The 18199-nt window shown below is 46.7% G+C and carries 26 protein-coding genes; 22 read left to right on the forward strand and 4 right to left on the reverse strand.

The genetic code is table 11. The features are described 5' to 3' along the window. The first annotated feature begins 12 nt into the window (after nucleotides 1–12). From CLFS41_RS01490 to CLFS41_RS01510, 5 genes are all read left to right on the forward strand, one after another. Nucleotides 13–789 carry a TraX family protein gene (locus CLFS41_RS01490; protein ID WP_040416885.1) on the forward strand — a complete coding sequence of 259 codons (777 nt, stop codon included), beginning with the start codon at nucleotides 13–15 and terminating at the stop codon, nucleotides 787–789. Nucleotides 790–794: 5 nt separating this feature from the next. Further along, nucleotides 795–1583 carry a TatD family hydrolase gene (locus CLFS41_RS01495; RefSeq protein ID WP_045091220.1) on the forward strand — a complete coding sequence of 263 codons (789 nt, stop codon included), beginning with the start codon at nucleotides 795–797 and terminating at the stop codon, nucleotides 1581–1583. A gap of 194 nt (nucleotides 1584–1777) precedes the next feature. Further along, the gene (brxC, locus tag CLFS41_RS01500) at nucleotides 1778–4618 is read left to right on the forward strand and encodes a BREX system P-loop protein BrxC (RefSeq protein ID WP_152648993.1); all 2841 of its coding nucleotides are present in this window, start codon (nucleotides 1778–1780) and stop codon (nucleotides 4616–4618) included. A gap of 37 nt (nucleotides 4619–4655) precedes the next feature. Then, on the forward strand, nucleotides 4656–5693 hold the full coding sequence (locus CLFS41_RS01505) for an AAA family ATPase (protein ID WP_045091222.1): 1038 nt from the start codon (nucleotides 4656–4658) through the stop codon (nucleotides 5691–5693). Between the two features lie 4 nt (nucleotides 5694–5697). Next, on the forward strand, nucleotides 5698–6216 hold the full coding sequence (locus CLFS41_RS01510; RefSeq protein ID WP_045091223.1) for a hypothetical protein: 519 nt from the start codon (nucleotides 5698–5700) through the stop codon (nucleotides 6214–6216). A 154-nt stretch (nucleotides 6217–6370) separates the two neighbouring features. Here the strand turns inward: CLFS41_RS01510 and CLFS41_RS01515 are convergent, their stop codons facing one another. Both CLFS41_RS01515 and CLFS41_RS01520 read right to left on the reverse strand, forming a co-directional pair. Continuing rightward, nucleotides 6371–7816: a recombinase family protein gene (locus CLFS41_RS01515; protein ID WP_052665567.1), complete on the reverse strand. Its 1446-nt coding sequence runs from the start codon at nucleotides 7814–7816 to the stop codon at nucleotides 6371–6373. A 173-nt stretch (nucleotides 7817–7989) separates the two neighbouring features. Beyond that, the gene (locus CLFS41_RS01520) at nucleotides 7990–8457 is read right to left on the reverse strand and encodes a hypothetical protein (RefSeq protein WP_052665568.1); all 468 of its coding nucleotides are present in this window, start codon (nucleotides 8455–8457) and stop codon (nucleotides 7990–7992) included. 537 nt (nucleotides 8458–8994) lie between these two features. On the opposite strand from CLFS41_RS01520, the gene CLFS41_RS30940 reads away from it, so the two are divergent. Next, on the forward strand, nucleotides 8995–9120 hold the full coding sequence (locus tag CLFS41_RS30940; RefSeq protein WP_278279986.1) for a hypothetical protein: 126 nt from the start codon (nucleotides 8995–8997) through the stop codon (nucleotides 9118–9120). Here the strand turns inward: CLFS41_RS30940 and CLFS41_RS01530 are convergent. After that, complete coding sequence (locus tag CLFS41_RS01530; protein WP_045091225.1) at nucleotides 9117–9491, reverse strand: helix-turn-helix transcriptional regulator; 375 nt, start codon at nucleotides 9489–9491, stop codon at nucleotides 9117–9119. The genes CLFS41_RS30940 and CLFS41_RS01530 overlap by 4 nt on opposite strands. A gap of 146 nt (nucleotides 9492–9637) precedes the next feature. Here CLFS41_RS01530 and CLFS41_RS29960 point away from each other — a divergent pair, with 146 nt between their 5' ends. Further along, nucleotides 9638–9811 (forward strand): hypothetical protein, encoded by a 174-nt coding sequence (locus CLFS41_RS29960; RefSeq protein ID WP_161797468.1) that lies wholly within the window; start codon nucleotides 9638–9640, stop codon nucleotides 9809–9811. A gap of 102 nt (nucleotides 9812–9913) precedes the next feature. Here the strand turns inward: CLFS41_RS29960 and CLFS41_RS01535 are convergent, their stop codons facing one another. Further along, nucleotides 9914–10435 carry a hypothetical protein gene (locus CLFS41_RS01535; RefSeq protein ID WP_045091226.1) on the reverse strand — a complete coding sequence of 174 codons (522 nt, stop codon included), beginning with the start codon at nucleotides 10433–10435 and terminating at the stop codon, nucleotides 9914–9916. Between the two features lie 240 nt (nucleotides 10436–10675). Between CLFS41_RS01535 and CLFS41_RS30230 the strand changes: the two genes are divergently transcribed. The 15 genes from CLFS41_RS30230 (at nucleotide 10676) to CLFS41_RS01590 (ending at nucleotide 18142) form a co-directional block, all read left to right on the forward strand. Further along, nucleotides 10676–10882, forward strand: a complete 207-nt coding sequence (locus CLFS41_RS30230; protein ID WP_162531736.1) for a hypothetical protein — start codon at nucleotides 10676–10678, stop codon at nucleotides 10880–10882. Beyond that, nucleotides 10866–11090 (forward strand): hypothetical protein, encoded by a 225-nt coding sequence (locus CLFS41_RS01540; protein WP_242856754.1) that lies wholly within the window; start codon nucleotides 10866–10868, stop codon nucleotides 11088–11090. Before CLFS41_RS30230 ends, CLFS41_RS01540 begins: the two co-directional genes overlap by 17 nt. Before the next feature lie 22 nt (nucleotides 11091–11112). Beyond that, nucleotides 11113–11274 (forward strand): hypothetical protein, encoded by a 162-nt coding sequence (locus CLFS41_RS30325; RefSeq protein ID WP_200895064.1) that lies wholly within the window; start codon nucleotides 11113–11115, stop codon nucleotides 11272–11274. Nucleotides 11275–11292: 18 nt separating this feature from the next. After that, the gene (locus CLFS41_RS28835; RefSeq protein ID WP_052665569.1) at nucleotides 11293–11919 is read left to right on the forward strand and encodes an NUMOD4 domain-containing protein; all 627 of its coding nucleotides are present in this window, start codon (nucleotides 11293–11295) and stop codon (nucleotides 11917–11919) included. A gap of 21 nt (nucleotides 11920–11940) precedes the next feature. After that, on the forward strand, nucleotides 11941–12486 hold the full coding sequence (locus tag CLFS41_RS01550; protein ID WP_045091227.1) for a hypothetical protein: 546 nt from the start codon (nucleotides 11941–11943) through the stop codon (nucleotides 12484–12486). 13 nt (nucleotides 12487–12499) lie between these two features. Then, nucleotides 12500–12655 carry a hypothetical protein gene (locus CLFS41_RS30330; protein ID WP_166436653.1) on the forward strand — a complete coding sequence of 52 codons (156 nt, stop codon included), beginning with the start codon at nucleotides 12500–12502 and terminating at the stop codon, nucleotides 12653–12655. Then, a complete protein-coding gene (locus CLFS41_RS30335) occupies nucleotides 12652–12801 on the forward strand; it encodes a hypothetical protein (RefSeq protein WP_200895065.1) in 150 nt (49 codons plus the stop codon). Before CLFS41_RS30330 ends, CLFS41_RS30335 begins: the two co-directional genes overlap by 4 nt. A gap of 2 nt (nucleotides 12802–12803) precedes the next feature. Further along, nucleotides 12804–13475, forward strand: coding sequence for an ERF family protein (locus CLFS41_RS01555; RefSeq protein ID WP_045091258.1), 672 nt, complete (start codon nucleotides 12804–12806; stop codon nucleotides 13473–13475). Nucleotides 13476–13480: 5 nt separating this feature from the next. After that, nucleotides 13481–13909, forward strand: a complete 429-nt coding sequence (locus CLFS41_RS01560; RefSeq protein WP_045091228.1) for a single-stranded DNA-binding protein — start codon at nucleotides 13481–13483, stop codon at nucleotides 13907–13909. Nucleotides 13910–13923: 14 nt separating this feature from the next. Continuing rightward, nucleotides 13924–14427: an ERCC4 domain-containing protein gene (locus CLFS41_RS01565; protein ID WP_045091229.1), complete on the forward strand. Its 504-nt coding sequence runs from the start codon at nucleotides 13924–13926 to the stop codon at nucleotides 14425–14427. Further along, nucleotides 14424–14915 carry a CHC2 zinc finger domain-containing protein gene (locus tag CLFS41_RS01570; protein WP_045091230.1) on the forward strand — a complete coding sequence of 164 codons (492 nt, stop codon included), beginning with the start codon at nucleotides 14424–14426 and terminating at the stop codon, nucleotides 14913–14915. The genes CLFS41_RS01565 and CLFS41_RS01570 overlap by 4 nt, the downstream gene beginning before the upstream one ends. A gap of 1 nt (nucleotide 14916) precedes the next feature. Continuing rightward, nucleotides 14917–16800 (forward strand): DUF927 domain-containing protein, encoded by a 1884-nt coding sequence (locus CLFS41_RS01575; protein ID WP_045091231.1) that lies wholly within the window; start codon nucleotides 14917–14919, stop codon nucleotides 16798–16800. 309 nt (nucleotides 16801–17109) lie between these two features. Next, nucleotides 17110–17640 carry a hypothetical protein gene (locus CLFS41_RS01580; RefSeq protein WP_045091232.1) on the forward strand — a complete coding sequence of 177 codons (531 nt, stop codon included), beginning with the start codon at nucleotides 17110–17112 and terminating at the stop codon, nucleotides 17638–17640. Then, nucleotides 17633–17911, forward strand: a complete 279-nt coding sequence (locus CLFS41_RS30235; protein ID WP_045091233.1) for a hypothetical protein — start codon at nucleotides 17633–17635, stop codon at nucleotides 17909–17911. Before CLFS41_RS01580 ends, CLFS41_RS30235 begins: the two co-directional genes overlap by 8 nt. Before the next feature lie 42 nt (nucleotides 17912–17953). Further along, nucleotides 17954–18142, forward strand: coding sequence for a hypothetical protein (locus CLFS41_RS01590; protein ID WP_045091234.1), 189 nt, complete (start codon nucleotides 17954–17956; stop codon nucleotides 18140–18142). The last annotated feature ends 57 nt before the right edge of the window (nucleotides 18143–18199 follow it).

An 18199-nucleotide genomic window follows, 5' to 3' on the forward strand; every position in this document is an offset into this window, starting at 1 on the left:
CGAGGAATAGAGATGAATACGAGAACAGGCAGTCTGAGTTCATATGGAAGCCGGCGCCCGGGCCTTACGGGAAACCAGCTGAAGGTGCTTGGCATTGTGGCGATTCTGATTGATAATATGGGAGCTGTGGTCATCCAGGGAGGGATTCTCCACGCTGCGGACAGAGCCGTGTATCAGGCAGTGATAGCGACCCCTTCCGGGCATATATGGATGATCGCGGGACAGGTCTGCCGATATCTGGGCCGTCTGGCGTTTCCTATTTTTGCATTTCTGGTGGCGGAAGAATTTGTCCGCACCAGGGACAGGGGAAGGTATGCGCTGCGTATGCTGATCTGCGCCCTCATCTCAGAGGTCCCATTTGACCTGGCTATCTATGGCAGGGTCTTCTACCCCTACTATCAGAACATGCTGTTTACCCTTTTGATCGGAATTATGGTTATATTTGTAATGGAATATACCAGGAAGCTGGGCATTCAGCTGGCTGCCCTGGCCGGGGGATGCGCCCTTTCCTGGATCCTGCAGACGGATTACAATGTGATCGGAGTGCTTTTGATCGCGTCCATGTACTGGTTCCGCCACAACGACATTGCCCAGCTGGCGGTGGGGGTGGTCTTATGCGCCGCGGAGAGTGTGAGCTATTACTGTGTATCCGCCCTGGCATATGTGCCCATTGTGTTGTATAATGGCAGGCGGGGAGCGTTTCAGTTAAAATATCTTTTCTATGTGTTTTATCCCGTCCACCTTCTGGTGCTTTACGGGCTGGCCCATGGATTGCAAAAAGGAGTTTGAGTCCAATGATTTTTGATACACATGCCCATTATGATGATGAGGCGTTTGATACTGACCGTGAGGAACTGCTGGGTAGCCTTAAGGACGCCGGCATCACTTCTGTGATGAATGTGGCGGCCAGCCTTGACAGCTGTGTGACCACCCTGAAGCTGGCAGAAACATATGACTGGATGTATGCGGCCCAGGGGATTCATCCCAGTGAGACGGCGGAACTTGACGAGGAGAAGATCCGGTGGATCGAATCCTGCTGTGCCCATGAGAAGGTAAAGGCAGTGGGAGAGATCGGTCTGGATTATTACTGGGAGGAACCTGACCATTCCATACAGAAGAAATGGTTTGTCCGCCAGCTGGATCTGGCGAGAAGGACAAAGCTTCCTGTAATCATACACAGCAGGGATGCCGCAAAGGATACCCTGGATATGATGAAGGCAGAGAAAGCAGGGGATATGGGCGGTGTGATCCACTGTTTTTCCTATGGAAAGGAGATTGCCAGGGAGTATCTGAACATGGGATTTTTTCTGGGGATCGGAGGCGTTGTCACATTTAACAATGCAAAGAAGTTAAAGGAAGTGGTGGAGTATGCTCCCCTTAAATCCCTTGTGCTGGAGACAGACTGTCCCTACCTTGCCCCTGTGCCCAACCGGGGCAAGCGCAATTCCTCCCTTAACCTGACTTATGTAGTGGACGCCATCAGCGGGATCAAGGGGGTGGACAGGGATACGGTCATGAAGACGGCCTGGGAGAATGCACTGCGTCTGTATAGGATCAGCCCAATACCCACATCGGATGTCTGAATCGTTACGATTGTTTGGGGAAATATTCTGTTTCCCATTTAAAGCGTTGAATACTTCCTGCATTTTTGTTAAAATATTTGTATTCCACTCAAAGGATCGATGCAAAAGAAGGGATAGATTTGCTTATCCGGATATACTGCCGGGGTTTATGGCCACAAGGTATGGAGCTGATTGAAGGATAGGAGTGCAGGAAAATGAAAATTAGTCAAATGTTTCAAAAGAAAATACAAAGGCCGGTTCAGGAAATTATAAAGGTCACACAGGATTCTGCGGATATCATGGCGCAGGAGTTGGAGGAGTATGTTGTGACCCGGGAATTGAACCGGCATTTTGACGTGTTTTTTGAAAATTATTGCACAGGGATAAAGGAGGGACTGGATCATACGGGCGTGTGGGTCGGCGGTCCCTTTGGCAGCGGCAAATCACTGTTTTTAAAGGTATTATCCTGTCTGCTGTCCGGCAGGGAATATAAGGGCAGGCGCGCGGTGGATATCCTAAGCCGGGAAATAGAGGACAGGCATACCATAGCCAATATGCGGGCCGCAGCGGAGATCCAGGCCGACACCCTGCTCTTTCACATGGATGAGGATGGCGGACGGCCTGCAGCCGGTGGTGACAGGGTTGTCAGGGACTTTAGGAGGGCATTTGATCATTTTCAGGGATTTTGTGAGAATATGCCCTGGATTGCGGATCTGGAGCGTCAGATGACCAGAGATGGTGTGTACGGGAACTTTTGCCGCCGCTTCAGGGAGTTATCCGGAAGTGACTGGAAAGAGGCGCGGGAAGATTTTTATTTTGAAGAAGAAAATATTGTAAAAGCCCTGGCGGATACAACACAGATGAGCCCTGAAGCGGCAAAAGGCTGGTATCAAAATGCTGAAAGGAATGATCCGCCAGGCATTGATGATCTTGTGCATATGGTGCAGGAATATATTGAAGAAAGAAGCGCTGCCGGCCGGAAAAAACAGGTCATTGTTTTTTTATATGACGGCGTAGATGCCGCCCAAAATGACGTCAGCTGCCTGTTATCCCTGCAGGCCATAACGGAAAGGCTGGGGGAGTTGTGCAGTGGGCAGGCCTGGGTCGTAGCGGCAGGAAAGCAGGATGTGGATGCACCTGCGCTGCCGGGCAGCGGGGGACGGACGGAATACAGTGACGCTTTGAAAACCGCATCACGTTTTAGGACCCGTATCCTGTTGTCATCCGAGGATGGGGAGGAGATCGTCAGGAAACGGCTCCTGGCCAAGACAGATGCGGCGGCAGGGGAATTAAAGCATCTGTATGCTGAAAGGTCTTCTGACTTTAAGGAGTTGTTCCGGCTCTCCTCTGATGTTTTGAGACAACAGCTGTATGGGGGGGAGGAGGAGTTTACAGAGACATATCCGTTTGTTCCCTACCAGTTCAGCCTGCTCCGGTCCGTGCTTCAGACCATGTTTCGGAGGATTCCCATCAAGGGGGCAGCCATAGGCGGTCAGAATGCCTCAGGGGATGGGACAGCCATAGAAACTCCCTCCGGCCAGGTGCGCTCTCTGCTGCACGCCTTTCAGGCGGCGGCGGTCCGCTATCAGGAATCCCAATGTGGTGCGCTGGTTCCTTTTTCCGCTTTTTACCAGGATGTAGAGCCCTTTTTAAACGCTGATATCCGGGGGACGGCGGCAAAGGCTGCGGATATGGCCGCGGGCCGTGATGGGGGTCTGGAGCCCTTTGATCTGGAGGTCTGGAAGGCCCTTGTACTGATCCGGTATGTATCCGCCGCACTTCCGGCCAATGTGGAGAATATCACCACCATCATGGTAAAGGATATCGGTGAGGACAGGGCTGAAGCGGAACAGAGGACCGTGGATTCCCTGGCCCGCCTGGAAGCGCGGGACCTGATCGCCAGCATTGGGCAGCAGTATATGTTCCTGGTCATAGAGGACAGCAGGCGGGATCAGCCGATTGAAATCAGGAAGGGTTATGATCCTGGGATGCGGGACAGAATAGTAGAAGAGTTTGTTTCCCTCCTGTTTAACGGGAATAAGACATACCGATATAAGGATTACCGGGACTTTACCTTGCGCATTGCAATAAATGATCAGCCGTGGGGAATGCAGAAAGGCGAGATAGGGATCCGTGTGATGCTATCGACCCATGACAGGATGCCTGGGACTGAAGACCAGGTCAAGGCACGGTCCGTTAAAGAGCAAAGCGTGGTCATTGTGCTTCCGGCCCGTATGAAGCTTATAAGGAGGATGGAGCAATGGATCAGGCTAAAAGCATATATGCTTCGTCTGGCTGAATTAGATGAAGGATCATACCGCGGATCCGGGACAGCGGACGCAGATACAGGAGCGTTAGGTATAGGGGAAGGGGCAGGGCACTGTCATGGACTGCTGGCGGACATGGTGAGAGAGGCAGATATATATGTGAATGGGAACATGATGGATGGGAAGGAAAAGGAGCCGGTTTGCCGGATCAGTGACGCGGTAAGGATACTGGTGGAAAGCTTATACACCAAGCTTAACTGTATTATCCCGCCTTTTGACCAAACGGAACCGGTTAGTTCCCGTTTCAATGAACCTGCCAGGGAGGAGATGCTGAAAGCTATCAACCTCAGCTGCCTTGCCAATATTCCGGTTACCATGGAAAGCCTGGTCAGGCAGTTCTCAGGGATTCCCTACGGCTGGAGGAAGGCCGATACGGCAGGGACGGTCCTTGCCCTGTTTGAACAGCAGGATATTGAGTTGGTCTTTAACGGCTGTACGCTTACGGCAAAAGAGGATGATCTGTTATCCTATGTTACCAGGCAGGATTACCTGGAATATATAACGGTCAAGTCGCGGTTCAGGGGCTGTCCCCAGCTGGCGGACACGATCCGGCGGTTCTTTGAAGAACAGAGGGAACGGTTAGACCATGGGCTTAGGATCCTCTCTGCATATGAAAAGCAGGAAGGCTATAGACCGGATCCGGGACTGGAACGGATGGCGGATCTGGCCTCACAGTACACGCAGGGATTTATGGATATCAGGCAAGATGGCAGGAATAGGATAGAGTGAGACAAAAGTATGGCTTGATATGGAAGGAGCGGCGGCAATGGCCCTTGAACAATTACATTTGGAAAATTTTACTGTATTTAGGAAACTGGATTTGAAGTTTTGCCGGGGGATTAATGTGCTGATCGGGGAAAACGGCACAGGAAAGACCCATCTCCTTAAGGTTTTGTACGCTTTTTATGAGAGCAATACATTGTCGCGTAACGCAAAACTGCTATTTTTTGAAACATTGTCCCAATGCTTTTGCGCGGACCGGTTTGATGTTATGTTCAACCGGCTGGGGGAACCATTAAAAATCACCCTGGGTGTGAATGAGAAGTTCTTTGCCTACCAGGCTGCTTTTAAAGACAATATTCCAAAAGAGGAGCAGCTGGACCCCCCCCTTGGACAGATGGAGGTCTCGCTGCAGATTAAAGGAAAGAGGACGAGGGAAGAAGTAAAAACCGCGTTCATTCCTGCCAAAGAAATGCTGACCCATGCGGGGATTGAAAAAGATTATGTGGAGAGGCATGTGCCCTTTGATAAGACGCTGGTAGATATATTGTTTAAATCAGGCATGTCCCAACTGCGGGAGCTTACGCCCTCTGCCCGGGAAACCCTGGATTGTATCCAACAGATCATTGGGGGAAGGGTGGTATTTGAAAAAGACCGATATTTTATCATGCACAATGGTTATAAAACCGGCTTTCAAAGTGAAGCGGAAGGTTTCAAAAAACTGTCTGTGCTGTGGCGGCTGATCGAAACAGGATTGCTGGCCAGAGGGTCACTTCTTTTCTGGGATGAGCCGGAGGCCAATATTAATCCCAAGTATATCCCCCAGCTGGTGGATATGCTCTATGCATTGCAGGAGTCAGGTGTTCAGATCGTGCTGGCAACCCATGACTATGTGCTGGCAAAGTACCTGGAATTAAAATCCAGGGGCGCGGATTCCCTGGGGTTCCACTCCCTGTACTATAACGGCAGCCACCTGGTGGAGGCGGAAAGTAAGCCTTTGTTCAGGGATCTGGAGAAAAATTCCATTGGAGATGCCTACAATCAATTACTGGATGAAGTATTTGAACAGACCATAAGGGGGTAATTCCTTGGAAAAGGCTGTTTATAAGGAAGAAAACGGTGTCTACCAGATCGACTGTTCAGCGGCCGTGTGGTCCACGGACCAGATATACAACCTGTACCACACTGCCGGGGTATTTTTAAAGGATGCGGATTTTGTGATAGAGACACCGGAATACATACTGCTGGTGGAATACAAAAATGCGGACATCCCGGGAGCGGTAAATCCCCAGGCATTTAAACCCTTTGAGGAAAAAAGGACAATAGGCGTGGCGCGCAAATTCTATGAAAGCCTGCATTACCTGGCCATGGAGAAAAAGGACAAGCCTGTAAAATATATTTACATAGTGGAATATCCACATGCAGGGGCAACGGACAGAAAGCTGCTGCGCAACTGTATTGCGGAGAAACTGCCCTTCCGGCTGCAGCAGGGGAGAAAGGCAAAGCTCATTGAGGACTTTGAGGTCCTGTCAATTGCGGAGTGGAACAGTCACCCGGACTATAGGGCATATCCCATAACACCTGTTAAAGCCGAAGAGAACCATTGATATTTGGCGGACATGTTGACTTTTGTCCGGGAATAAAGTAATCTTAAAAGAGGGTCTTGCATGAGGATGGACGGAATGGATGCAGTGTACGCAGTGCTTGGCCGGGAAAGGAATTTATTACATGGCAGATTTGGGTAATCCATAGTATGTTTGGCTATGGAATTAAATCGGATTCATTCAGGCAGTAAACAATGTCTACGTGATGTGTCTGCTTATTATAAATAACCCTATCTATAATGGATTTAATTGCAGCGTTTTTCTCTGACACAGAGTATTTTACGGATTTTAATATATCACATACATTTTTTATATTGTCCAACATTTTTTCTTGGGCGTGATCCGGAACATGTTCTAGATCATCAGCCAAACCTTGTAGTCGGTTGAGTTCCTCCATAAGGAGCACTTTTGATTCTTTATATTCTTCCAGCGTATCGATTCCAGCCATATACGATTCTTTGATTCGGTCTAACTTGATCCGGATCCTTTTTATTTGTGCATTGAGCAGATCGGCCTGGGAAGTATGATCAGGTTTTGGCCTGCGAATTACAAAGGTAACTGTGCCAAGCTGCAGAACCTCTTCCAGGTCTTCGATGATGGCCTTTTCCAATACGCGCTCTCTGACATAGTGTGATTCCCGACATACTCCGCGGGTGTATCCGCCACACTGGAATATAATATAATCCTCCTTGGAGGAATGGATTCTTTGCGAAGTTAAAGTTCTTCCGCAGGAGGAACAATGCACAACACCACTGAGCCAGTGTCGGTACAATTCTTCGGGTTTTGCATATTTAGGATTTTTGGTGCTTTCAAGGAGTTTCTGAGCCTTGTTAAAGTCGTCCTCTGATATGATCGCAGGAAATGTTCCTTTTTCCATGACCCCATTCCACCGGCTGTATCCTGCGTAATAGGGATTAGACAGCATTCTTTTAACGCAGGTACTTAATATCTTTCCTCCTCGCTTCCCTGTTACTCCCCGATCAGATAAGTATTGTGCAATAGAAAAGGCTCCCTCACCCTCCAAGAACATACGGAAAATGAGTCTAACAATATCCGCCTCATCCGGGACAATCTCAGGGGTTGCTTTTTTGTAAGGCACTCTGTATCCAAGCGGCGGGAGGACTTGTGGCTCACCTTTTTCTGCTTTCTTTTTCATACCACGGGACACTTCGATTCCAAGATTGTAGGAATAAAACTCATCCTGCCATTCAATTATCATTTCGATTAGTCTGCCATACATGCCATCCAGCATAGGCTCCGATATGCTGACAACATCAATTCCTAATTTCTTGCGCAGCACACTTTTGTAGAATGTGCTTTCATCCTGGTTACGTGCAAACCGAGAATATTTCCATACCAAGATGGCATCAAAAGGTTTTGGGGTCTGCTTGGCAATGGCGATCATGCGCTGAAATTCAGGGCGTTTGTCGGCATTCTTTCCGCTGTGTCCCTCCTTTTCCATAAATACATTGTCATCTGATATTATATATCCATTCTTTTTAGCATAGTTCTTAATTTCGTCCAACTGAGACTCTGGGCTATAATCCAACTGATCATCCGTACTAACACGGACGTAGGCAGCGGCTATCATACGTTTAGCCATATATCATTCCCTCCTTGAAAATAAGTACAAAAAATACGCCCCTTGCCAAGGACGTACCAGAAATGATATAATACAGGTGTCGATTCTGATTTTATCTTTCTGAGTTAGCCTGGCAAGAGAAAATCTATGTGAAAAGCTTCTGTGTTACCAGCACAGGGGCTTTTTGCTTTAAATTATCTATATTGTTTATTTAGTTTCAACATTACGCTGCCGCTTCCGATGGATCCATAAACGAACCAATCGTCTTGGTTTTGGATTTTGCTCTGAGGGGCAACTCCAACAAGAGTAGAATATTGCTTATATAATCCACCATAATTATCCTTGCTGCTAGAATCAATACTGGAATCTTGCATTTGAGCATATAAATTTAACTGACGCACCACTGTATCTGCAAAATCTAATGCCTTTTCTGGAGCAGTTGAGTCATTAACTACAATGCTGATTGTTAAGTCATTGCCTTTTGCTTCAATGGTATAATCTTTCACAAATGAATAATCCGGCTCTAAAGCAAGGCCATCTTTTAAATCCTTTATACATTGTGTCATATCCACATCATAGCTTTTCTTTGAGCCACCTCCTCCACATGCAACGAGGGAAACAAGCGCAATCATTATTAATGCAGATAAAAATCTTTTTTTCATAAAATATCCTCCTTTGGTTTTGGTGCAAGTCATTCTTATTAAAAAGCCATAGGCTATTTTAATTCCACATATTAATACTTGAATAAGAACGTGTGTTCTGATATAATGAAATCGAACATAAGTTTGTGCATGGCTTCTGCTGCTACTGCGAATACTATTCGCATGGAGGTACATGCTTATGGTTCCACGATTTACAATTGAATATCATCTGTTTGATTTCCGTGATAAGGCAGGCCTTACAGATCGCGAACTTGCGGAATTATCAGGAATCAGTAAAACCCAAATTAACCAGATTGAGGACGGCAAAGCCAATCCCACGTTACGTACTATATGCATCCTTTCCCTTGCATTGGACGTTCCACCAGCAGACCTGTTTTCAATCCGCATATCCCCCTAAAGGGGATACATAATAGACACTTGTCAATATTTGTCCGTTATACCGGACAAATGCGAAACTGGCAGGCAATTTATAAAAGTGTAACGTTCAAATAGTATAACATAGTCAATGAAATGACTACAGGGGAAGGGGTAGCAAGTATGGATAAAGAAAAACTCAAAGTACTCATTAAAACACTGGTTGATGAAAATAATGATGAAAAATATCTCAACCGCATTTACATATCATTGCTACTAGCAAAAAATCAAGAGAAAGGGTCGGACTAATCCGGCTCTTTTTTTATGTTGAGAAGTGTCATGAAAAAACTCTCAATATCTTCCAAAAGTTCTGGATTAGTCTCTGCAATCGCATTTACCCACCTTATAACTGTCTCATTATCGGTGTTTTGCAGTTTTCCCAAATTTAATGCAAATCGTTCTTCACCATCAAGAGATTTTTTCATTTCGCCTTTTCCAGTACGAAGCCATAATTCATTGATACCAAATTCAGAGCATATGAGGGCAACTGTTTGGTCAGATGGTTTATTTTCACCCTTTTCTAATTTTGAAATAGAAGACCTTGTTATTTTAATACGAGAACTAAACTCTTCCTGACTTAAATTTAGGTATTTGCGTATCTCTTTAATTCGTTCATTCATTTTTACACCCCCTCTCATATACCTATGTCCTGATAATACCATAAAAATGTGATTAAGTCAACAAAAAACTATTGACAAACGATCTTTAAGACCATATAATTGTGATGTAAGATACAAATGATTCACAAGAACGGGAGGTGACGAGGATGCTAAATATTAATGAAGTAAAACTCACAGACGACACATTAGCGAATATCCATCTCATGGCTCCATTGCTAACGGATGAAGGCCGTGATAAGGCACTAATTTACATGCGGGGACTTCTGGATGGTGCGAAGCAAGTAGGTCCAAAGCCGAGAGATGATACGGATAAAAGCTAAGGGACACACATTGGCAAGTGAATAAGGAAGGGGTGAGAAAAATTACAGATAAGAAAAATGCCCTTCGGCAATCAGCGAGGGGCGGAGGTTTTGAATATACAGTTAAAGAATATCCTTTGTTTGATCAAGCGTCAGTTTCATTTCAATTGCCTTACCGCGATTGGAAGAAATTTGAAGATTCAAAGCTTTGGAGTCAGGTATGTAAACACCTTTCGGAAGCACAAAAAGTACATAACCAGAAGTAGATCCCAGACTTCCTATCTCGATTGGAATCTGAATGCTGAAATAATCGTAAGAACTAACAATCTTTCCGTTAACAGCACGTTGGGTGGATACGACTTTTTGTGGAATATGTCTACATGGATAATAAACTCCATTAATCTGTACAGACAAAGCGGTGATTGATATTGGTAACCGAGACTTGTTTGTGAACGATAGATAAAAAAGGGCTTTATCCTGCCGGACCTTATATGCAATGACATTGACGGCGATGTTTTTCCGAGATGTTGCGAAAGAATAGGCCCATCCAGAAATCGTGCCAATAGAACCTATGAACGCAAGAATGAAAGTAATATTTTCTCTTGTAAATAAGGTGGAAATTTCATTGTTAGACGCTGGATCCATAATAAACCTCTCTTTTGCTTTTAATAAAGAGATTATATCACGAAGAGGGGAATAATGCCAGAACGGAAAGCGAGGTGAAAACATGGTAGAACTATCGAGAACCCGCTGGGTCGTCCTTAATGGAAACATGATTAAGGTATCGGATCTGCCAGACGAATACAAACAGGCTCTTGGAAACAGGGTGCGTAAGGAACCGATTAAAAGTGTGGGACTCGTTTTAAGCGAAGGAGGGACAAGTCAATGAGTGAAATGTGTGGAGATGTCTACGTAGTAGACAGAGAGACAGGAGACCTTGTGTACATGCTGGTGCATCAGGGCGATCGGATAGTCAGGGAATATGCGGACGGGCACATTGGTAGTGCCGATGAGCAAGACCTTATTATGGCGAGGAGGGCAAGCCGCAACATGTCAGGGGAGAGGAGGACGGATCTTGAAGAGACAGGATGAGTGGCGTTTGGACATTACAGGACCTGGCACGGCAGTACTCACAAACATCATGGGCCATAGGCGGCTGATATCATTCAGGCGGCGCAGGAACTGGCGTGACGGTCCATGGATGCAGCTGGCCAAGTGGGTGGTGCCTATGGTCATATGGGGAGTTGGGATGTGGATGGTGTCCATGGTGATCATGATGTGGGTACTGGGAGTGCGATAAAAGTGAAAGGAGGTGAAGCGAGATGACAAGAGAACGAAAGATTCAGATTATGATGGAGCTGTTGGACGAGCAGGCAGTGAGTATCCCTGCATACCTGGAAGAGGATTACCAGAGAGCGATTGACGCAGCGTTCCAGAAGATCGAGAAGCTGGAGGCGCAAGAGGTACAGGCAAAGAAAAATTGAAAGCGGAATTTAAGGAGGTTGAGAAAGACGGCAGAAGAATGGAGAGATATTGAAGGTTATGAAGGTATTTATCAAGTTTCAAATATGGGAAGGATAAAGAGCCTTGAAAGAAAGGTAAATATCGGAAACGGAAAACAAAGAAAGGTTCGCGAAAGGATAATGAGGCTTAAGGATAATCAGAAAGGTTATTTACATGTGGATTTATCTGTTAACGGATGTGCCAAAACATACAAAGTACATAGATTGGTTGCCATAGCATTTATAGATAATCCAGATAACCTTGCAGAGGTAAACCATATTGATGAGATTAAATCAAATAATCGAGCAGATAACCTTGAGTGGGTTACAAAAATCGATAATTTCTACTATGGGACAGGTCAGGCAAGAGCAGTGAGAAACAGGAAAGAAAGAGGGAAGATAGCAGTTTATCAGTATGATAAATCAAGAAAGCTGATTCATAAGTATGATGGGGCTACTGACTGTAAGCTATATGGCTATAGTCCTAAAGTGGTCAGTCGAGCAGTGAACTCTGGAAAATGTTATAAAGGATTTTACTGGTCGCATAATTCACAAATACAGAAAACGGACCCCCCAGCGGCGGCAACCGCGAAGAGTCCAGAACTAACTAACACACCCTTAGTATAAGGGATTCAGGAGGAAAAATCAATGCTTACTAAAAAAGAAGTGACAAACTGGGTGTATAAAGTCCGGGAAAAGGCATTCATGAGCTTACAAGAGGCATATGAAAAGGCAGTGAAGGAAGAGGAAGATCGGATATTCAAGGAAAGTGGGGCTGCCAATATAATCAAGAAGCTGGAAGCCTCCATGCGGGAAGTAAACCGGGAGCATGAGAAACTCATAAATCTTGTGAACGAGAATCAGGAAATGTCCTATGAGACAGTATCATGCTATGGATTATCTTATTATCTTGATCGGATTGACCCAGTTGATCGGATGATCCGGAAAGCCATTAAATATGATTCTAAAAAACTTACGCAACTGAAAAAACAACATGAAGATGATGAAAGAAAGGTTGGCGCCAACTATGCAGCAGTGCTGGCAGAACTAAAACTAAAATCTAATACCAAGCGCTGCGTGGAATATCTTAAGGAATTAGGCTTTGATACAACCAGCCTTGAGAAACTAGAGCATACAGAGGTGTCCGTGCAGCTGGACAGGCGGTATCTGTTTGTCTGCGGTGACAATAAGTAAAGGAGAAACGCAAATGGATTATGAAGACTATTTTCGGGTCTGGACTTTGTTCAGGGAGCGGATGGCTAAGAGAGCGATGGATGCGGTCAGTACAGAGATCCAGGATCATTATAATCAGATACTCCAGGACATGGCATTCCTTGAAGCGGAGGTGTTTCTGGAAAAATGAAACAGATATTGATCGACCGAACGGAACTAATGAGCAGGATCATTGCAATTGAATCAGGGTGCCTGGATGTAAAGAGCCGTTCTGTGATACAGCAGATTAAGGCGACCATCCTGCATCTGCCAATAAAGGAATTGAAGGAGGAATGACCGTGAATGTATATGAGAAATTACAACATGTCCAGTCTGGTCTGAAAGCCCCGAAGAACCAATATAACAAGTTTGGGAACTACCATTACCGGAACTGTGAGGACATCCAGGAGGCAGCCAAGCCCCTCCTGCGAGAGGTCAAGGCGGCACTAGTGGTTGGGGATGAACTGGTCATGATTGGGGACCGGTATTACATAAGGGCTACTGCCCGGTTCGTGGACTGCGAATCCGGTGAAACGGTAGAGAATACGGCCTACGCCAGAGAGGAACAAGAGAAGAAGGGCATGGACGTGTCTCAGGTAACAGGGAGTACCAGCAGCTATGCCAGGAAGTACGCCTTAAACGGTCTGTTTTGTATTGATGATGTGAAGGATGCAGATAGCCAGGATAATGGTGCAGACAAAGGAACACCCGGAAAATCAGGCAGGCAAACGGCCGGAAAGGGGACAGGAAAAGATACAGCCGCAGCACCTGCATCTGATAAGGCTGCGGATACCGAGAAGGTTACTCCGGCCATGATCGGGTCCATCAAGGCCCTAATAGAAAAATATAGTTCCAAGGGTCTCAAGATGGATAAGATCCTTAAGATGTACAGCATTAAGGAAATAGAAGAGATGAACGTGGCCCAGTATAAGGACTGCATGGGTAAGCTTAAATTATACGAGAAGGAGTGAGCAGCATGAACAGTGCACAGTTAGTGGGCCGCCTGACGCGGGATCCGGAAGTACGGTATTCAGACGGAGGGACCACCGTGGCCAGATTTACTCTAGCAGTAGATCGAAGGTTTAAGAAGGATGGCGGTGATGATGCAGATTTTATTAACTGCGTTGCATTTGGTAAAACAGCTGAATTTCTGGAAAAATGGTTCCGGAAGGGTCAGCGCCTGGGACTGACTGGACGTATCCAGACCGGGTCCTACGTAAACCAGGAAGGAACCAAGGTGTATACCACCGAGGTGGTGGTGGAAAATGTGGAGTTTGTGGAGAGCAAGGGAGCGTCAGCAGGAGATGGCGGACCACAGCAACGTCCTGCACCTACAAGTGCCATTGGTGATGGCTTTATGAACATCCCGGATGGGGTGGAGGATGACGGTTTGCCATTTAATTAGCCAGAGGTGATTACTTGAACATACAGATTGACAGTCGCGAGAAGGCCCGCGCCATCCAGAAGATTGTGGCGGAGTTCGACCGCCAGGGCGTGGACCATTTCGTGTCAAAGTTATATGTCGGAGATTACATGAACTATGATAATCCCCGATTAATCATAGACAGAAAACAGAACCTGACGGAACTATGCAGCAATGTATGCCAGGGCCATAACCGGTTCCGGGATGAAATGTTGCGGGCTCAGGAGCATGGGATCAGTATGATCATCCTGTGTGAGCATGGCGAGGGCATGGAACATCTGGAGGATGTGATCTGGTGGGACAACCCTCGCAGACATAAGCGGTTCAAAAACCCGGATACCGGCCGATGGGAACAGCGTGAGACTAATGCGACCACTGGGGACAAGTTGTATAAAATACTCTGCACGTTCCAACGCAAGTATGGATGCCGATTCCTGTTCTGTGAAAAGAGGGATACCGGCCGGCAAATCATCAAGCTGTTAGGCGGTGATGGAACGTGACGGTGGAAGAGATTAAGGCAGCGTATAGCATGCGTGACATTGTGCAGCGGTATGGGTTTCAGACTACCCGGGCGGGATTCATTTGTTGTCCGTTCCATGGCGGAGACAGGGAGCCATCCCTGAAGGTATATGACCGGGACTTTCATTGCCATGCTTGTGGCGCTCATGGGGATATTTTTGATTTTATCATGATGATGGACAAGGTCTCCTTCAAGGAGGCATTCATGAGCCTTGGAGGGGAATATCAAAAGCCGACATTTTCCAGCCGGATGGCGGTATATAGAGCACAGAAGCAACGTGCCATGCGCCAGAAGGCTAAGGAACGGGAGCGGGAGCGGCGCAGGCTGAACAACATGCTCATAAGCATCTACAGGGCCTATATGGAGCGCTCAGAGCCGTTAAGTGATGTTTGGTGTGGTTGTTATAATGCCCTGCAGTATCAGCTCTATGTGCAGGCAGAATTAAGCGGATTGGAAGCGAGGTGGTAGCATGGTGCCGTTAAAAGAACTGACGGCCGAGACAATATTGTCTAAGGAGATCCTGACGGAGGTGTTCGACCAGGAAGATGAGTTATACCGAGCCGAGCTGCTTGCCTCACTGGGTCTGCGGGCCGCCGAACTGAAGGTCAAGACCGAGTTTCGGGAAATGGTGTCCGCTTATAAGCGGATCGAAAAGGAGATGAAGCGGCAGGAGAGGGACCGGAAGAGCCAGCCCTGCACACTGGACCAGTGGACTAACTTTGAAGGGCCTTATGACAACATGCAGTGCAGGGAGTGGATTGCCACAGAATCAGGAATCTGCCTGAGGAATCCATCAACGGGATATACGGATATCCTGGCCTGTTATCACCCGATTCTGCCGGTGGAGCGCATGAAGAACCTAGAGACCGGAGAGGAGCAGATAAAACTGGCCTACAAGCGCAATGGGCGCTGGGAGGAGATGATTGTTCCCAAGACCATGGTCACGTCAGCCAACAAGATAGTGAGCCTGTCGGGTCGCGGGATTGCCGTCACCAGTGAGAATGCAAAGTACCTTGTGCGGTACCTGGCAGACGTGGAGAACGCCAATGAGGAGCATATAGCGGTCCAGTATTCCACCTCAAAACTGGGGTGGATCCGCGGTGGATTCCTGCCCTATGATACAGAGATCATCTTTGATGGAGATGTACGGTTCCGCCAGATAGCGGAGAGTGTGGCCCAGGTGGGCAGCCGGAACAAGTGGTTTGATCATGTGCTGCAGCTGCGCCGGACCGGTCGGTTAGAGATTAAGTTTATGATGGCCGCATCGTTTTCCAGCGTGCTGGTGCACCCCCTGGGTGGACTGCCATATTTTGTGGACCTTTGGGGAGACACGGAAGGAGGCAAGACCGTAGACTTGATGCTTGCGGCATCGGTATGGGCGGATCCGGATGAGAATGCCTATATTGGTGACTATAAAACAACAGATGTAGCCCTGGAAGCCAAGGCGGACATGCTGAACCATCTGCCGCTGATCCTGGACGATACAAGCAAGAAGAACCGGAAGATTGAGGATAACTTTGAAGGACTGGTATACGATCTGTGTTCAGGAAAGGGAAAGTCTCGCTCAAATAAGGAGCTAGGGCTGAATCGGGAGAATCACTGGAAGAACTGTATCCTAACCAACGGAGAACGTCCCTTGAGCTCTTATGTGACACAGGGTGGAGCTATTAACCGGATACTGGAGATTGAGTGTGGACAGCGCGTATTTGATGATCCGGGGTATACAGCCGAGCTGATTAAGAAAAACTATGGTCATGCCGGCCGTGAGTTCGTGGATGTGTTGAAGGACCTTGGCTGGGATAAGGTGAGGGAGATCCAGCAGAATTTCCTGCGGCAACTGGCGGATGATGACAAGATGCAGAAGCAGAGCCTGTCCCTGTCGATCATCCTGACGGCCGATAAGCTGGCTACAGACTATCTGTTCAAGGACAGACAGTACATAAGCCTGGAGGGGGCCAGAGAGGTTCTGATAGATCGTGAAGAGCTTTCCGATAACGAGAGGTGCTATCAGTTCATTTTGGACAAGGTGGCTATGAATCCGGCCAGGTTCGACAATAAGGTGGAGAACGTGGAGAAGTGGGGAACTATTGAAAATGGTTATGTCATTATCTACACAACGGCCTTTACGGCATTATGCAAGGATGGTGGATTCTCGCGGGCATCTTTTTTGTCATGGGCGAACAGAAAGGGATTACTGCAGGCGGAGGCCAGCGGAAAAAAGATGGACAAGCTCAAGAGCATAGGCGGCAACAAGGTGCGCTGTGTGTTCTTGAAACTCAATGACAATGTGGACAAGGATGGATTCATGAAGGTTGATGTGGAAGGGAATCAGGAAACGTTACCTTTTAACTGATAGGGGTAACCCAGGGAGGGTTACCGAAAAAAGCTAGGTTTTATGCGGGTTTACGGGTGCTTTTTGGCAGAGTAACCCAAGTAACCCTCAAAAAACTACATCTATATAGAGAAAAAAATATTCTACAATCTTTGTATAATAATTCACAAAGTTTTATAAAAAATGTCTCGCGCGTAAGGAAACTTAAAAAATAGGGTTACTTAGGTTACTGTAGCCAGAAAATCCTTATTTTATGCGGGTTTAGGCGGTAACCTAACGAGGCAGAGAGATGGGTTACAGTAACCTTAAAAATGGTTACTCGGAGGAATTATGACAGATGAAGTAAGGGAGTATGCCGAAAGGAAGATATGGGAAAGCGGGATCAGGATGGTCCCGGGACATTATCCTAAGTTTGAAAATAAGGAACAGGTGGATGACTGGCTGGATATCTCGGGATACATGTTCCAAAAATCAGTTGGTCAGAGAGTCCCAGAAATTACTGGTGTTGACATCCAGAGATATAAGGACCTGCTCTGGCGTCTGAAGAGGAATGAGGATAACATGCCACTGGAAACACTCCGGACAAAGTATAAGACTGCCTATAACAACATCAGGCGGGAGCTGAAGGAGATGACCATGGCAATCATCCGGGAAACGGTATATAGGGATCTGTATATAGAGCGGACAGAGGTGGAAAGAGTCATCCTGAAAATCAACCAGGCGGAATCCGACACCGGCATCTATGAATCAATCAACCAGGCGGTTTATCAGGAAAAATGCTTTGGGAGTATCATGGCAGCCATCCTATTACTGAGGAAGATTATTCATGAGGCAGCAGAAGAGGAGGCGAAAAATGCCTAAGCCAAAAGAAAAAAAACAGCCGGAACCCCGAACCTACATCTGCAGCGAGTGCGGCAGGGAGATAAGCGGAGATCATGTGTATATCAAGACAAGGCGGCGGACGGAGCTGCACATACATTTTGAGAGCAAGCCGGGAATGTGGGAAGTCTACAGAGGAACAAAAATAGTTGAAGCTGATGACAAAAAAGAATCCATCGACAAGGCATATAGGCTTATTCGGAGAGATTTTCCAGACCGTCCGCGGAGTGGCTGGCATTTTTCGGTAAACTGATAATCAGCAGTATTAACATTTTAAAAGGAGGTTACAAAAATTATGTATAAAAGCGTATATGTAAAGACTCATGAATGTTATGCAAAGGGAATTGATTGCAATGAATTCTATTTTTCCAACGTTGATATCGAAGATGAGGCAAATTTTTTGACATTATATGATAGAGACGGCACTTTAGCTTTTAAATGCCGCGTAACTGATATTGAGCGTTTTGCTAAGATGCAAGATTAAGATTTAAATAAATAACTGAAAGGAGGCGGAAGCCCCGGCCGGGAAAAGATATCTGGC

It is taken from the genome of Clostridium sp. FS41 (genome assembly GCF_000954015.1).
GTDB classification, from domain to species: Bacteria; Bacillota; Clostridia; order Lachnospirales; family Lachnospiraceae; genus Enterocloster; species Enterocloster citroniae.